Genomic DNA, 15,600 nt, shown 5'->3' with positions numbered 1-15,600 from the left:
ATCTCTCGTTTCTTACTTAACTGATACTAGGAAGTATTTTAACTGTCCTTGGTATGCAAACTCTTCGCCGGCTTTGATTTCAATGATAGAGCCATCACGAATTTCTAAATTTTTGTCCTTTGTATTAGCGAAACCTTGTGTAATGATCATAAGACGATCAGTAGGCGCTGCACTAATAGTTTCTGTACCACCTGCAACGATATTATATGTAACATTTAAATTAACTTCAGTTTTATAAGTATCTACTGTACCTAAGTTATTATCTTTCGGCTTTGTAGCAGAAGATTTAAGATGAATTTTTGTCATTAGAAATTGCCTCCTAAGGTGTTGTTTTATTTATCTCTTATACAATACAATTCCGATAATTAATTCCCTTGAAAATTTTTAATTTAGTATAAGTTTGTGAGGAGGAGAGTAGGATAAAGAGCAAATTAGTGGAGTGGTATCCGGAAACAAATAGACTTTTAAGTAAAGAAAGTATACAGGCACCAAAAGGGTGTTTAATCGTTAAAGGGGAAAGTAATAATACATATAAACAACTTACGAAGTTTAAAGCCTATTCTACTGAAGTAGGAAGTTACAATGTATGGAAGGACATAGATTGTAAGGGCGACGTTGATAATAACTTAAAAATAAATATAGAAGATAATGAAATATCTGTTTGCGAATTATGCAAGAATGAAATGCACTGTATGTTTAAATCAGAACCCTCTGGATTAGAGAAATTTGATTTACACGAGGATCATACTAACTTACATAGAGAGAACTTCTCAGAGTGGGTATACAATAATAAAAATAACTATGATATACATATAAAAAAACACCGAGGATTTTAACCTCGGTGTTTTTCTTATTCGTTTGAAGAAATTGTATCCATTTGTGCACGTTCTTCAATCGAATTTCTAATTAAGCTTCTTGGTACACCAATTGCTTTACGAGAACGATCAATCATTAGCTGCGGATTTGCGTGTGGGTTTGCTTTCACCGGTGGCAGAGGGAAAGCAGTAAAAGGATGACTTTGAATACCGGTTTTCGTCATTATTCGTATGATAACTGTAAACTTACCTATATTCGCAATATCTTGCTCCTGATAACCGGTATTATTCCGCGGATTATAGTAAATATCAGCAAAGAATTTTGCGTCAGTCGGTCCAACCCTAAAGGTGATAATGGTACCACAGTTATTAAAGATGGCCGACATTAGGAAGTTACCACCACTTTGACGAAGTTGATCTAAGAACTGATGGGCAATTACAAGGCCGAGGCGGTACTTTCTGGCTTCACTCAGTATTTCTGCGAAAGATTTTGCGCCCCCGGAATCCCCAACGAAGTTCTGAAATTCGTCTACATAAAGAAACGTAGGAACTCGAAGTGACATAGGAATTGATACGCGTTGCATAGCTGCTATCTGTATCTTAGAGATAAGCATTGTTCCTAATAAAGCCGAGTTCTCAAAACCAACATCCCCACGGCTAAATCTAGCTAATATTACGCCACCAGAGTTAATTACTTCGGCAACGTCAATAGTCGATTTCTTTTGACAGATGATATTTGAAATTACACCATTAGCTAAGAATCTTCTAATTTTATTTAATGGTGCGTTTAGATTCGCTGTAGCGAACTGTTTGTTTTGGTTCAAGCTAGGGAAAACTTCTCCCCAGTAGTTTTTAACGATTGGATCTTTTATATATGGTAGCACTGTTTTTCTGTAACCATCATTTACTAGCATTAGTAACATCTCTAATAAACTACCACCTTCTGGTGAATCTAGGATTGCTGCTGCTGACATACGAAATATATCATCAGTATTAGGTCCTATAGCACCATCACCAAATACCCTTTTCATAACAGTAATGTAAGCATCTACCACGAGTGCTTTTTCCATTTCTCTTCGGTCAGGGTCTTTAGCAGAGATCTCAAGGAGATTTAATCCGAAAGGGTTCGCAATATCAGAAGGATCTAAAATATAGACGTCTTTACGTCTGAGCGATATCTTTTCAAGGATTACATCAACCAACTCACCGTGTGGATCAATTACGACGGCTCCACGGCCTCTCTCTATATCATTTATAATCATATTCTCAAGTAATGTAGATTTACCCACACCGGTCATACCGCTTATGTATACGTGTCTCATACGTGCATTTAAATCTAATCCGACAGGTTGAAGCGTTCCCGTTTCATCCGGTGCCATTGCAAACGGATCTTCCTTAGCAATCCCATTCGGGAATGGTTGTTTCTTGTTCTGAATATAAACGATACCTGGAGTTGTAGTAGTTTTATTAACTAAATGACAGAATCCAGCAATTTCAATTGTAGATAAAATATCTTGATTCTTGATAACGTTGAAATAACGGTCGCGCATACGATTATGTACCGAAGTAGAGTTAGTGAATTTATTCTTTTTAAAACCATTATGTACACTATTTAACTCTTGGAAATTACTCATAATTCGTCTTAGGCGACCTTTTGAAGCATCTTGTCCTAGAGGGGAACCAACTAGGAATCGAATTTGAGTTTCAAAGCCTAAATGTTGTATTTTCTCAAGCATATATTTTTGATTCACTGAATCCAAACTAGATTGTTGAGGGCCATCTACTCTTATATCCTCAGGTCTTCCACCAGAAAAACCGTGAACAATTTCGTCAATTATAGAGAAGAAACCTCTTAAGAAACGTCCTACATAATTTGTCCATTCAGGCATTTTTCCAGGCTTTTTCTTTGTTTTTTCATATCTTGCTAACGTCTTTGCAGATGTTTTATTCCATTTATAAGATGCTGGTCGCATCATAACTTGTATAATCGCAACCTCATTTTCGTTTACCGTAGACAGAGAACTTAAGATAGAAGAAAGAGGATCAACTTCAATATCGTGAAATTGCTTAATAGAGAAGGCACTGTCTTCACGTAATGTTAATTCAGCAGCTTCGAAACTTAGGTCCGGGTCTTCTGGATCAGGTATATAATCGCTGTCCATTCTAATAACTTCACAATAACGATATGTAGATTTTAAGCGCTCTTCAACTAATTCGGCCATATTTTCAGGAACCCAAAAGTTGAATGTTATTTTCTTTTCTTTATCGCCACCTTTTAATTGATTTACTGAGCGGATTTCAAAAGAAAAGTGATCTTGCGGTTTCCCGATTCTTTTATACCAAGGAAGGTAAGAATGAAAGGCTGTCCATAATTGACTTATTTCAAATGGTGATACCTCAGCATCCTTTTCCAAAAGAACCTGTAAAAGTACACCACTTTTACCATTACGTTTCATCAATGAATTTTGATGGATAATCCAAATGATATGAATTATTGTAGATAGAATTATTAAAACTCCAATCCACACTAATGCTGTTTGGAATACCCCAAAATCGAATTTTGTAGAGTCGAACAAAGATATCCCTCCTTTAGAAAAACACTCTTGGAATATATTCATTTGATATGGATTGTCAATTTAAGAAGTCAATAATTCAGTTTGTTTGAGAGACGATAAGATTACTTGAAATAGAGGTTAAGAAAGGAGAAAAACTAATTATTGAAATAGAAGCGATACACAACAAAGTATAGAAATAGAAAGAGGGAATTAAATATGAATGATAAGTATTTAGTTTTTAGTTGGATGGGCAAACTATTTGCCACGTCGATTGATGAAGTGGTAGAAGTATTAGATGTAGATAAGATAGTAAAAACAAGTAGACAAGAAATGAAACTAACATTCTGGAATAATAGAACACTTCCAGTCATAGATACTGTCGCTTTACTATCAATTGAAGAAGCGAAATTGACAAAGGAATCTAAGGTGCTTGTCATACAAACAAAGAATATGAAGTTAGGTTTTATTGTTGAAAAGATAATAGGTATAGAAGAATTCAGGTATAACGAATTTAAAGAGCCGTATTTAGAAAAACAATATGTTAAACATTTATACAAGGATTATAAAATAGTCGATTTTTCACACTTCGTTAGCAACGAATCACTACCGTTGATTAAAAAAGCATTCTCAATAGATGTAAATATTGTCTTGAACGGTGAAGAAATACTACTAAGTCAATGGAATGAAAGGCAAGCAATGATCGATAAACTGAAATTGGAATCATTAAACTTCTTAATTGAATCTAATAGAAGAAAGTTGGACCGTTTCTACGTAGATGGGCTAGTTAAAATTCACAAGATGATAGAGAAAATGTAAAAGGCTAGCATAAGCTAGCCTTTAAAATATGCCAAATCGTTTCTTTTCTGGCTTTTTATTATCATTAAGCGGTGGAACAGAAAATACATTATGAATTTTATTCGCCACTCGCGTAAGAGGAACCATTAATTCAGGGGTTGTCCCTTTTTTTAGTAATGGAGAACCATAATTTATAGAAGCAGTAATTTCATCACTAAAAGGAATAGATACTTCAATTTTAGTGTTTAGAATCGATTGTAAAAAGTGTTTTATCTTATCTCGATTCTCTTCATCTCCTGTTTTATTTAGTATTGGATACATCTTTTTTAAATCTAAGAAGTTAAGGAAGAAGGGGCCAAATTCTCTATCAAATATTTTTTGTGCAGCTATAATATTACCAGGAGAATCAGTAATTGGAGTTAAGATGATATCCACTGCTTTTAAAACCTCTAAAATGAATGGTTCTTCTAAACCGCTCTCTAAGTCAAATAGGACAGTGGTATATTCTTCGGTACGCGCGAATTCTAAGATTAGATGTAGTGCTTGAATAATTGTATCTTGTTTAGGTTTAGCGCTTTTAAGAATCGAACCAAACATAATATTTAAGTTGCTGTAGAATGGGTGAGTATATAGATAATCACTCACTTCTGAAGCCCCTCTTATGTAGTTTGATTCAATATCTTCACAAAGAGCTGCTAAGTTATGATTACCATCCATATCCTCTAGATTAAATTGAATATGTATGTTTGGATTATTAGGATTGAAGTCAACAAGTAATATTTTTTGGTCAGAATGTTGAGCGAGTAACAATGAGGTATTAATGCCTAAAAAAGTAGATCCTGATTGTTGACGAATTGACCATATAGCAGCTGTTTTATGAAAAACACTTCCTACGTTTTGTTTTAATTTTGTTTCAAATGAAGAATAATCTTCGTCTAAAATCAAACCATCTTTTGCATTTAAGATGAAATCCTCATCTACTTCGAAATTTTCCTCATCTTCTAAGTCTGGGAAATGATGCGCAACATCTTTCCACTCTTTTGGTTTAAAAAAAGACTCAGTTAATTCTTTTACATTTAATTTTGGTTCTAAACTAAAAACATCAAAAACACTTAGTTGATAAAGGAGTTTTTTTAACTTATGATTGTCTTTGTCGCTCATTATAAAGACTAATCTAGTTTTTGGGTGCTTTCTTCTTGTTAGTCGAATTAATTGTTCTAAAGAAAGTGTATTACCCTCTAGTTTATCTGTTAATAATACAATGCTAGGTTTATTTCTCATTATAGAGTCAGTTAGACCCTCTCTAAAATAAACACGTTGTTCTAGTATTTCAATTTTTGTATCTTTTTTAAAATAGTTCGCTAGAGTATTATCCAGCTTCTCAAAGCCCGTTGCTAATAATATAGAAATCATTTCGACCACCTCACGGTTATATATTAATAAAGGATAAAAAGAAATCAATCTTTTTTCCCAAAAAAGATAAAAGTGAGTACTATATATATAATAAATTTTAAGGAGGTTCATTTTATGAACAACAACAATTTTGATAATTTGGTTAGTAAGATTATGGGTTTACCAGCAGTCGTGCAAGTAGCGCTGATTGCAGCAGTACCAGCTTTAATGGTTATGAACCATACAGCAGTTATGATTTTCTTTATTTTAATTCCACTATTTGTTCAAAACTTAAAATATCAAAGAGTAAGTGAAGCATTAATCGCTCTACCACTAATTTTTGTATTTGGACTTTTTGGATTATTAATGTACATATCATCTTTCTCTAAAACTGTTAGAGGATTTATTTCTTTAAAAACATATGGATTTATCTTTTCTATTACTGCACTATTATTTGGATTTATGGGAAAATCATTTGAATTCGCTGTATTTAAGTTTAATTGGTACACATTACCTGAAAGACGCTTTGAAATTTTTCTACTAAGTGCATTTTTGTATGTGGTTTTAAACCTATTCGCGAAACATTCAAAATCAAGTACTACAGAAGTAAATGAAGAGCATAAGGAGAGTAAAACTAAAGAAGAACCAAAAGAAGAAACTAAAAAAGAAACTGAGGTAAAAAAAGAGAATGAATCAAAACAAGAGCAAATCGATCCAAACAATGCATCTTTTGCAAATGTTGTTCGAATTGAAAACTGGATCCGTAAAGACAGACAAGACTCATAATATTTGAGTCTTTTTTTTATTTAAATAAACTACCAAATAAAAAAGATATACGTATAATCTGGATAATTAATAGGAGAGGTGATGCTCAATATGAAATTCAATTTGAAAGAACTTATGAAAGATTTGTTAAAACATATTTTACGTCATAAGCGTGTTCGTAACTTATGGATATTTGGCTCAATACTAATAATTTTTTCTATCTTTATTGACATTAAACTGATACTCGTAATTTTAATTTTAATGTTCTTATTAACAGTGGGTACATTTAAGTCTATTGAAAAAGAAGATAATGAGGACTTAGAAATCTTAAATGAAGAACTTACGGTATTAGAAATGGAACATAAGGTTATGAAAGAACATATAGAATCAGGACAAGCGACTATGGATGAAAAACTTCAATTAGCAACATTAGAAAAAGAAATTATTGAAATAAAACAAGAAATAGAAGATATAACCTCCAAAAAATAAAGGTTTTTGCACCTTTATTTTTTTTTGTGTTTTTTCTTGAAAAGGAAAAAAATTGATGTATATTTTGACAGAACAAAGGAGGGATGTTTATGAAAAAGATTACACAATTATTTGTTACATTTGCATTTGCCTTTATGGCGGCATTTAGCGTTAGTTCTGTTGCCGAGGTGAATTTATCTAATAATACAGTACACGCTGATGTATTTGCTGGAAAGGACATTGCATCTGATGATGCAAATTCAGGTGAGGCTAATAAGATAATGAAAACTATTTACAAAGCAGCAAATATCTTTTCAGGATTCGTACTTGGTATTTCAATCATTATGATCATTGTTGGTGGTCTACGTTACATCTTAGCAAACGGTGATCAAAGACAAGCTGAACAAGGTAAAATGATTTTAATTTACTCAGGTATTGGTATTGTCATCGCATTAAGCGCATTTGTAATCGCTAGGGTATTCTCTGGATTGAAATTCGGTTAATACTAAGTTTTAACAGAAGGAGGGGAGGAAATGCAAACCTTAAAAGAGCTTTTCTTAATTGCTCTGTTAGCATTTTCCTCCGCTTTTTTAATAGGAAACTTTTCAACTATTGAAAAAGTGGAGGCAGCTTGTGCACCTGGACAGTATGCGAATCACGGAACCGATGGATTAACTTCAGGCGGTTCGTGTTCAGGTGATAAAAGTGCAAGTGAAAACTGGGCAAAAAACAATTTGGTTGATGAAATTGTGAAAATATACAACCCAATTGCGGGGGCTATGCTCGGTATAGCGGTTCTAGTAATCATTTATGCTGCTTATAAATTAATTGTTTCAGCAGGTAATGATAAAAAAGTTACTCTTGCAAAAACACTCTTATTAGGATCAGGTGTTTCAATAATTATAATACTATCAACTTTTACTATCGTAAGACTTTTAATGAGTATTATGAAAGGTTAATAAAAGAGGAGGTGAAACGAAGTGTTAAAGAAATTTCTTACATTCACAATGCTCAGTTTCACTATACTAACCACAGTTAGTCCAGTGGTTGTTAGTGCAGCAGATGCAAAAGTGGATGGAGCACAAAAAATGGTGAGTTCTACTGGTTTCTTCACGGATTACCAGAAAGGTAAAAAAACTTGTTGGTTTGAAGGGGAACAAAAAGCAATCTATGAATTTGCTAATGGCGGTAAAAAAGATGGAGCAAAAGATGGAGCGAATGGTACTGCACCTGCACCATCTGGTGATGCAGCCCAAACACAAAAAGAAGAAGGTGTACTGAATAGCGGGATGTTCACAGAAATTATTACTGGATTTTTCGCACAATTATTTAAGGATACAGTTGGTGCTTTAATAGGCTCTAGCACTTGTGCAGGGGATTCGACAGGGTTAGGTTTAATGAATCAAGCTTATGTATTCACTGAAACAGTAAACGTTACAAATATTTCAGGCTTAATGAGTGTTACAGGTATGATTCAATGGTTATCTTTAACTCTTATGGTATTCGGAATTCTATATTATAGCTATCAAATATTAACAGCCCAAGTAGAAATAGATCCATTTAAATTTAGTTTTAGATACCTAATGACAATGGTACTCGTTTACTATGCACCATATTTTGTACAAGATATTTTAAATATAAATAATAAGATTGTTTATGCATTATCTAGTGTAAAGGTTCCAATTGCCAATGGAGTCAGCGCTTCAATTGATGCGATACTACCTATGTCATTTGTTGGGTTTGTAAGTTCTGCATCTGAAACAGGTGGAGCTGCTGCTACATTCTTTACAATTCTAGTATTATTTATAGTTGTAATTTTCACTTTAGTACCATTCATTAAAACAATAATATGGTGGTATGTGAGAATGTTTAAGTTATATATTTATACAGCAATTAGCCCATTAATGTTTGCTTCTTTAGCAACAGATAAAACAGAAAAAACTGGCCACACGTTTATTAGAGGTTTATTCCAGGAAATATTTAGTCAATTATTTGTAATTATTGCGTTGTTCGCTACTGGTGTATTTTTAGCACAATTACCTATATTAGCAAAAACAACCGGAATTGGAATAGTTGGTTTGGGGATCGCACTTTACGCTGCACTTAACTTCTTACATCAAGTCCCTGCCTTAGCAACAGAAATGATTCACGGTAATGTAGGTGGCGGAAACGTTGATAATATGTATCAAGGATTTAAGGGTTTCACTAACTCTCTTAAAGAAAGAGGAAAACGAAACTTTAAAGCAGCAACTAGATCGGGCAGAGATATTAAAAATGCACCAAGCGGACAAAAAGGAGCTGCAAGTCAAAAAGCTGCTCTTAGAATGAAGACTTCTATTAAAAAGAACTTCGGTTCAGCACAAATGAATAAGAAAAAATAATATTTAAAACGACTTTATAGGGGGGATATATGTGAATGAATTCACAATACCACAAGAGTTAAACATTGCCGATAGAATTGGTAGTTTCACTTTCCCTCAACTAGGATTTCTTGCATTTGGTTTACTGTCAGTAATGATAATGTTCATTACTGACAGTATTCCTATGTCAGTATCTATGTGTATAGGGATACCGATATTCTTAACTTGTATAATTCTTGGTTTTTTTAAAAAATACGATATGCCTATGTATGAGTTCTTAATGGTACTTATCATTTATAAGTCTTTACCGAAAGAAATGATATATAGTGCTACGGATTCAAAACTTGAAGAAATTGAAGAAGATTCAATTCAAGAACAAATAGAAGAAGATATTTTATTAGTTTAATCACTAAATTAGGGAGGTAACATATGATCTGGGCGATCTTAGGAGCATTTGTACTTTTAATAATAATGTTAATTTTTCTAGTCACAGCGCTAGTTAAGAGAAATAAAAAAGCAAAGATTGAAGCAGAACAAAAAATTAATACGACACAAGAGCAACTGCCTTTCGAATACATAAGACGAGGGGTTGTTAAATTAAAAAACGGGCAATACATAAAACTAATTCAAGTTCCTTGTATTAATACTCAGTTAATGGAAGAGGAAGAAAAAGAAATGGTACGAGAAGTTTATGCTGGAGTTCTAAACTCATTAGATTTTAAAATTCAGTTCTATAAACAATCAAGGTTAGTTGATATTAATGATTACCTTGCCTTCTTAAAAGAAAGAGAAAACACAGCTGATAACGCATTCAAAATGAAAGGTTTAAATGAGTATTCAAGATTTATTAGAGAGCTAATTAAAGAAAATTCAGTTCAAACTAAACGAGATTTTCTTGTTATTTCATTTAGAGAAGACACTCAAAAGAACTCTACTGAAACTAATGACAACTTAAAAAAATATAGAAAAAGAGACGAAGACTCAAAAAATACTGATGAAGAAGAAGCACTTATAGAAGAAAAAATGTTTGAAAAAGCTTTTAAAACTCTTAGTCAAAGAGAGAAAACTTTACTTAAGCAATTAAGACGTTTCGGTATCATTGGAAAAATCTTAAATGATAAGGATTCCTTCGAATTATTCTATATCGCATATAACAAAGAACGCTCAGTATACCAATCATTAAAAGGTATAAATCCAAATAACTTTACATCACTTTATGTCAAGCAGGATAAGGGAGGCGAATAACGATGTTTGGTATAAAAAAACAAGATAAAGGAGTGGTAAAAAAAGATATCCTTTCTAAAGGAGAAAATAAAATAAATGATTTAATAGCACCAGATACAATTCAAAATGAGAAAACATTTTACGTTGTAGGTAATAGATTAGTAAGAACATTTGTTGTTGTAGGATATCCAAGAACAGTTAGAATGGGTTGGCTAGATACCCTTTACTCTTATGATGCCAATATTGATATTTCCATTCATATAACACCTTGGTCTCGAACTAAGGTAATAAAAACCTTAAACAAGAGAATTGGACAATATATGTCTACTCTTTCAATGGATGAAAAGAATGGTAGAATAACAGACGTTGAAGTTGTTACAGCATTAGAAGATGCTGAAGATTTAAGGGACAAGCTTCACACTGGTATATCTCGGTTCTTCTACCAAGCAATATATATTTCTGTTAGTGCAAGATATGTAGATGACTTGGATCAATTAACAGAGGAAATCGAATCATTATGTGGTTCAATGCAGTTAACAACAAGAATAGCTGTTTTACAGCAAGATAAAGGATTTATGACTGTATTACCAATAGGTGACGACAGAATAAGAAAAACAAGAAACTTCGATACAGACAGTTTATCTACTTGTTTCCCACTTGTAAGTGCTGAGCTTACGGATACTGAAGGTATTCCGATCCTCTACGGAATAAATCAAATCAACAATTCCCTCGTAATGTTTGACCGCTTCAAATTAAACTCTTATAACTCCGTAACTTTGGCTACCAGTGGTGCCGGTAAATCCTATTTCGTTAAATTAGAAGCTATAAGACACTATCTAATGGGTACTAAAGTAATAGTTATAGACCCACAAAATGAATATAGAGCTATTACTCAGGCACTTGGTGGTCAGTTTATTAACTTGAGCGCACACTCCAAAGATAGAATTAATCCATTAGAAATTTCAACTAATGTTCAACTGGAAGACGATTCTCGAAGTTTCTTATCAACTAAAGTAATGGATGTATTCTTAATGATCCAAGTTATGTTAGGTAAAGATAAAAAACTAACACCTAACGAAAAAAGGGCTATTTTATTTGGTATTCAAAGAATGTACGAACGTTTCGGTATTACAGATGCCGGCATTGTTAAAGATGACGAGGATGAATTAGTAATCGATGAAGAATTCATCACAGTAGGCTCTACAACACAAAAAATGCCTGTTTTATCTGATTTAGATACATCTTTACGTGAGATTAAGGACTCTTCAGAAATTGCCAAAGAGCTAGAGCCATTCGTAACGGGTGTAATGAATTTATTCAACGGAGAAACTAACGTTGACTTAAATAACGACTTTGTTGTATTCGGTATTCGCGATTTGGAACAAAGTATGACAGATATTGCTATGTTTATATGTCTAGAATATATATGGAACAAAATTAAATTAGGAGACAAAAAGAGAAGACTAATAGTAGTTGATGAAGCCTGGATTATGTTAAAGAACGAATCTTCTGGTCGATTCTTAGAAAAAGTGGCAAAAACTGCACGTAAATTTAATGCAGGTTTATCCATCATAAGCCAGAACGTAAGAGACTTTATGGAAAACGGCGGGGAGAGTATTATTTCAAATACAAGTATGCAAATACTCTTAAAACAAAACCCTAACGAACTTCATTATTTAGAAGAAGTGTTAGGGATTACAGAAAGTGAAAAAGGACTCTTAAGAACAGCCGATCGAGGAGAAGCACTTATGTATGTTGGTCAAAATAAAACGTTGGTAAAAATAGAAGCCAACCAATTCGAACATCAACTATGTATAAGTGGTGCAGAAGAATAAAAAGCAGTCATTTGCTTTTTATTCTTTTTATTTTATTGAAATTAAAAGCATTAACACTATAATATTTGAAAGTTTTAGGAGGTGAAGCCTATGTGGATGAAAGTACTAGGCGAATTTGCTAAAAGGTTCCTTAAGAACAAAGGCAAACAGGCTGCATCTAATGGCAATAATATTATAAGAGTAATATTAATTGCAGTTCTAGTATTCTTCTTTTTTATTGTATTCCCAATATTAATTATCATTTCAGTAGTATCAGCTTTTTTCTGTGGATCCTTATTAGGAGGAATTACAGAGGCAGTTACTCTAGGGAAAGTATCGTGTCCTAAGCCACCAATTGATGTAGACGCGGTGGAAGACTTATCTGAAGAAATGTACAAGCTTCGTAAAAAAGTATATGACGGCTTAAAAAATAAAGGTGACGCTGAAATCTTTAGAACTAAAGAAGAAGCAGGTGTTAAAACTGATGACCCTGATGTATACGACCAAGCAGAAACTTGGATTCGTGTAATGGCAGGTATCGACCTAAATACATTAAGTTTATATGGAATCGGCGATAAAGATTTTGTAAAGGGCGGAAGATTAGAAAAAACAACTTTCGCATCGAACTATAAATATGCGAGAGAATTATTTGATGGAAAATTAATAAACTTCTTTAAATTTAAAGAAAATGAAGAAAAAGATTTTAGAAAGAATTTCACTCATTACTTTATGAATTATAGATTAGTAGTATATAGATGTTTCCTTATTGGTGAAGACTGTGATGAAGACGGTATAAAAGAATCAATGGGTACAGATAAATACATTAATGTTGTAGGGGATAAAAAAGGCGACAGCTTTAAATACCCTAAGACAGCGGAAATTCTAGATAAATTTTATGAAATTTCTTTATTGAAAAGTTTAGATGGTGACAAAGGCTCAGGTAAGGACTCTAAAAAAGAGTTCAATAAATGGAAAGAATTATACCTTAAGAAGTTTTCAGAAAAATACCCTGCATATCCATCGACTTCTAGCCCAATGGGTGTAATGGGTACGGATTGGCTAGTTCCAATGATTCCTAGTACGTGGAATTTCGCAGATGGCTATGGTAATCGTATGTTAGGCGGAAAACCAGAGTTCCATAAAGGTATAGATATGGGTGTTGCAGGTGTGACAGGCGTTCCTATATTTGCTGCTAAAGGCGGAACAGTAGTAAGTTCAGGTGTAAACAACGGCGGATACGGAGGAATAGTCTTAATCGATCACGGTAGTGGCTTCTTCTCAATGTATGCGCATATGCACGCTGACGATATCGTTGTTAGAAAAGGCCAACAAGTATCACAGGGACAATTAATTGGTGCAGCGGGTAATCAGCCAGCAGTTCCATATCATTTACACTTTGAAATTTGTACAAGTGTAGCTGAAGGTTCAGGGGCAGATTTAACTGGTGGCGCATTAACTATTTGTGGTGAAAGGGTTAACCCTGAAGATCCACAATTCAAAATGAGCTTTAGAACACCTCAAGATGTTGGTAAAACAAATAATCACGCAAACGAGTTTAAATCTAGCTGGAAAGCTAAAGCTAAAGGCGGAGAAGTGATTATTATGCCAGGGTTTACTCCTATGAGCGCGAACTTAGGTGCTTTAGCTGAGAAATATGAGAGTTCCGGTGACCCAGGTATGTGTGTTCACCACGCAAGCGACCCAGGTGGAATGAGTTGCGGTTCTTATCAGGTTCCTCAAAATACTGGTACAATGGATGATTTTATGAAGTTTCTAGGTCAACATTACCCACAATATTATGAGAAATTACATAGTGTACCGAGAGTAATTGGTTCATTTGGTCCTGCTTGGAGAGCGTTATATGAATCTGATAAAAATGGATTCTTCCAAGCTCAATATCAGTTCCAATATGAAACCCACTATAATTCAGTTCGCGAAGCAGCAATTAGTAAATTCGGTTTCGATCCTAATACTAGATCCAATGCAGTTCAACAGATGTGGTGGTCAATTTCGACACAACATAGATATAATGTAACGCACGATCTAGGAGGTAAGACTGCACTATTTAAAGAAGCGTTAGGTGGCGTTGATGGTTGGAGAAGTATGAGTGACGCAGACATAATAACAAAAATCTATGACAGAAGATATGAAAGATGGAGCTGTTGTAGACCAAGGTTTAAATCTGAGAAACAGGATGCTCTTAACCTATTAGCTGCTGAAGGTAAGAAATAAAAAAGAGAGGATATAATCCTCTCTTTTTTATTATCGATTTAATATGTCGATTGTTTTAATGCTATTTGAATTTTGTTCCTGCATATAAATTCTATTTTTATCTACATATAGACTACTAACTCCTGAAAACACTGGTTTCAATTCTTGTTTCTTCATATTAAATATATGTAAATTGAATTGTTTTAGGAATAGAAGTTGATTATCATCGAACCATATTGGATAAGTAGCATCTTGTAATTCTTTAGATTCTTTACCGTTAATTGTATAGAATACATTTTTTAAATCATTATAGATAAGTACCATATTATTCTCTGAAGGAGCAAAATTAAGTAGATATTGCGTAGGAACTTTTGTTTTTAATACTAGATTACCACCAGTTAATTCATAAATGGATTGTGACTTTTTATCGAATCCATATAGATGGTCTTTATATACTTTAAATAATGTAAATTGATGACTATTTAGTAGACCTTTTAATTTATCATACTCCGGTTGAGAAACTGAAGTATCTGAAATAACAACATCTGCTTTTTGTTTGGTACCAGCTAGGTCCGAAGCACTAAATAAAAACATTCCTTTGTAATAAACCGAATTATTTATTTTCATACCTTTCTCTAACTTACCAACTTCTTTTCTAAGATATTCATCCTTAGTAAACACTCGTAAAGTTTGTTCTTCTTTTTTTACTGGATCAACGTATTCAGAGTAGAATATGTATTTTCCAGATGAATCCATATTACTATAATCAGTAAACTTCTCTACTGTAAATGTTTCATTTGAAGGTAAGTAATTGGTATATAAGTAACCACCGTAAGCGTGAATTAATATATTATTACTTCCTCCGGCTGTAAGAGTTGCACCAGTCCCAGCAACAGTAACATTTTTATGCTCATTAGGTTTAGAGAATACTAGATCAGAAACAGCATAAGATTTTTTATTTTCATCAAAAGGCTCTTTAATATCAGGATTATAGTCTTTATGAAGTGGCTCACCTTTTTCATCATTTTTATCAGGTTTATTATACACCCTCACATCTTCCACTTTTTCATTATTAGTAAAGTAAGACACTAAACTAACAGCTAACACAATTAATACTATAAAAACTGTACTTGAAAGAAACAAAATTAATTTATTTTCTTTTAAGAATCGAATCAAACAAATCACCCCCAAATATAACTTT

15 protein-coding genes are annotated in these 15,600 nt (G+C 33.2%); 11 read left to right on the top strand and 4 right to left on the bottom strand.

Translation table 11 applies throughout. The features are described from left to right. Window positions 1-12 precede the first annotated feature (12 nt). Window positions 13-306 (bottom strand): hypothetical protein, encoded by a 294-nt coding sequence (locus VF726_RS13360; protein WP_440168798.1) that lies wholly within the window; start codon window positions 304-306, stop codon window positions 13-15. Window positions 307-434: 128 nt separating this feature from the next. On the opposite strand from VF726_RS13360, the gene VF726_RS13355 reads away from it, so the two are divergent. Then, window positions 435-836 (top strand): hypothetical protein, encoded by a 402-nt coding sequence (locus VF726_RS13355; RefSeq protein ID WP_440168795.1) that lies wholly within the window; start codon window positions 435-437, stop codon window positions 834-836. A gap of 14 nt (window positions 837-850) precedes the next feature. Here VF726_RS13355 and VF726_RS13350 read toward each other — a convergent pair whose 3' ends face one another. Continuing rightward, window positions 851-3,391, bottom strand: a complete 2,541-nt coding sequence (locus tag VF726_RS13350) for a type IV secretory system conjugative DNA transfer family protein (RefSeq protein WP_440168793.1) — start codon at window positions 3,389-3,391, stop codon at window positions 851-853. Window positions 3,392-3,586: 195 nt separating this feature from the next. Here VF726_RS13350 and VF726_RS13345 point away from each other — a divergent pair, with 195 nt between their 5' ends. Further along, window positions 3,587-4,186 (top strand): chemotaxis protein CheW, encoded by a 600-nt coding sequence (locus VF726_RS13345; RefSeq protein ID WP_440168791.1) that lies wholly within the window; start codon window positions 3,587-3,589, stop codon window positions 4,184-4,186. Window positions 4,187-4,207: 21 nt separating this feature from the next. Here VF726_RS13345 and VF726_RS13340 read toward each other — a convergent pair whose 3' ends face one another. Continuing rightward, window positions 4,208-5,578 (bottom strand): MinD/ParA family ATP-binding protein, encoded by a 1,371-nt coding sequence (locus VF726_RS13340; protein WP_440168789.1) that lies wholly within the window; start codon window positions 5,576-5,578, stop codon window positions 4,208-4,210. A gap of 114 nt (window positions 5,579-5,692) precedes the next feature. Between VF726_RS13340 and VF726_RS13335 the strand changes: the two genes are divergently transcribed. The 9 genes from VF726_RS13335 to VF726_RS13295 all read left to right on the top strand — a co-directional run bounded on the left by VF726_RS13335 (window position 5,693) and on the right by VF726_RS13295 (window position 14,420). Continuing rightward, a complete protein-coding gene (locus tag VF726_RS13335) occupies window positions 5,693-6,343 on the top strand; it encodes a hypothetical protein (protein ID WP_440168786.1) in 651 nt (216 codons plus the stop codon). Window positions 6,344-6,433: 90 nt separating this feature from the next. After that, the gene (locus tag VF726_RS13330; protein WP_440168783.1) at window positions 6,434-6,811 is read left to right on the top strand and encodes a hypothetical protein; all 378 of its coding nucleotides are present in this window, start codon (window positions 6,434-6,436) and stop codon (window positions 6,809-6,811) included. An 89-nt stretch (window positions 6,812-6,900) separates the two neighbouring features. Further along, window positions 6,901-7,293, top strand: coding sequence for a pilin (locus VF726_RS13325; protein WP_440168781.1), 393 nt, complete (start codon window positions 6,901-6,903; stop codon window positions 7,291-7,293). A gap of 30 nt (window positions 7,294-7,323) precedes the next feature. Next, a complete protein-coding gene (locus VF726_RS13320) occupies window positions 7,324-7,749 on the top strand; it encodes a hypothetical protein (RefSeq protein WP_440168779.1) in 426 nt (141 codons plus the stop codon). A 21-nt stretch (window positions 7,750-7,770) separates the two neighbouring features. Then, window positions 7,771-9,171 (top strand): hypothetical protein, encoded by a 1,401-nt coding sequence (locus tag VF726_RS13315; protein WP_440168777.1) that lies wholly within the window; start codon window positions 7,771-7,773, stop codon window positions 9,169-9,171. 31 nt (window positions 9,172-9,202) lie between these two features. Beyond that, window positions 9,203-9,556 (top strand): PrgI family mobile element protein, encoded by a 354-nt coding sequence (locus VF726_RS13310; protein WP_176397795.1) that lies wholly within the window; start codon window positions 9,203-9,205, stop codon window positions 9,554-9,556. A 23-nt stretch (window positions 9,557-9,579) separates the two neighbouring features. Beyond that, the gene (locus VF726_RS13305; RefSeq protein ID WP_440168774.1) at window positions 9,580-10,395 is read left to right on the top strand and encodes a hypothetical protein; all 816 of its coding nucleotides are present in this window, start codon (window positions 9,580-9,582) and stop codon (window positions 10,393-10,395) included. Between the two features lie 2 nt (window positions 10,396-10,397). Further along, window positions 10,398-12,209 carry a VirB4-like conjugal transfer ATPase, CD1110 family gene (locus VF726_RS13300; protein WP_088362425.1) on the top strand — a complete coding sequence of 604 codons (1,812 nt, stop codon included), beginning with the start codon at window positions 10,398-10,400 and terminating at the stop codon, window positions 12,207-12,209. A 90-nt stretch (window positions 12,210-12,299) separates the two neighbouring features. Then, complete coding sequence (locus VF726_RS13295) at window positions 12,300-14,420, top strand: M23 family metallopeptidase (RefSeq protein WP_440168772.1); 2,121 nt, start codon at window positions 12,300-12,302, stop codon at window positions 14,418-14,420. 30 nt (window positions 14,421-14,450) lie between these two features. Here VF726_RS13295 and VF726_RS13290 read toward each other — a convergent pair whose 3' ends face one another. Further along, window positions 14,451-15,575, bottom strand: a complete 1,125-nt coding sequence (locus VF726_RS13290; protein WP_440168770.1) for a hypothetical protein — start codon at window positions 15,573-15,575, stop codon at window positions 14,451-14,453. Between the last annotated feature and the right edge of the window lie 25 nt (window positions 15,576-15,600).

Source organism: Bacillus sp. Brlt_9 (assembly GCF_051948935.1).
GTDB lineage: Bacteria > Bacillota > Bacilli > Bacillales > Bacillaceae_G > Bacillus_A.
Note: the sequence above shows the minus strand (reverse complement) of the source record. Positions and strands in the feature narration are given on the sequence as shown.